We start from the raw sequence: 880 nt of genomic DNA, 5'->3' as shown, positions 1-880 counted from the left end.
GCGTTCGACAGCAGGTTGTCCAGCACCTGGCGCAACCGGACCGGGTCGGCGTGCACGTGCAGGTGATGTGAGAGCTCGGCGGTCAGGGTGATCCGCCCAGCCTGCGCGGCCGCCCGGTGCTCGTCGACGGCCTGGCGGACCAGGCCCGTCAGCCACACCGGGCGCGCGTCCACGACCACCCGGCCGGCGTCCAGCCGGGCCAGATCCAGCAGGTCGTCGACCAGGTTCTGCAGGTGCTCGCTCTTGCGGTCGATGACCTCGATGAAGGTCCGGTACTCCTCCGGCAGGCCGGGGGCCTCGGCCAGCATCTCGGCGTAGCTGCGGATGATCCCGATGGGGTTGCGCAGCTCGTGGCTGGCCATCGCCATCAGGTCGTCCTTCATCGCATCCAGCTGCCGCAGCCGTTCCACCTGCTGGTGCTGCTGGGCCAGCAGGTGTTCGCGCTCCTCGGCGATCCGGCGGCGGTCGGTGACGTCGCTGGAGATGCCGTCGATGAGCAGCCGCTCCCCCTCCCGGCGGGGGGCGCCCCGGCTCCAGATCCAGCGGGTGACGCCGTCCAGGCCGATGAGCCGGTACTCCAGCTCGGCCCGCTCCCCGGTGATCAGCTCGGCGCAGTAGGCGCGGAAGGCGCCCGTGTCGTCGGGGTGGACGAAACGCAGCATGACGGCGATGAAGTCGTCATCCGGCGACAGGTGCAGCCGCCCGCCGAAGACGGTGGTGTGCTCGACATTGACGTAGACGGGGCGGGCGGTGCCGTCGGGCCGGATCTCGACGGTCCAGGCCTTGTCGGTGAGCTGGTTGATGATCCGGTCGAACCGGCGGCGGCTCTCGGCCAGGGCGACGGCCAGCTCCTCGGCGCGGCGGCGCTCCATGTAGCGGC

General features: G+C 71.2%; 1 protein-coding gene. It reads right to left on the bottom strand.

The window, feature by feature from the left end; all coding sequences use genetic code 11:
- On the bottom strand, positions 1-880 hold an 880-nt coding region (locus tag IEZ07_RS35280; protein ID WP_191898773.1), incomplete at both ends, for a sensor histidine kinase.

Origin of the sequence: Planomonospora parontospora, assembly GCA_014647935.1 — a bacterium.
GTDB lineage: Bacteria > Actinomycetota > Actinomycetes > Streptosporangiales > Streptosporangiaceae > Planomonospora > Planomonospora parontospora.
This window is presented reverse-complemented; position numbering and strand designations above follow the sequence as displayed.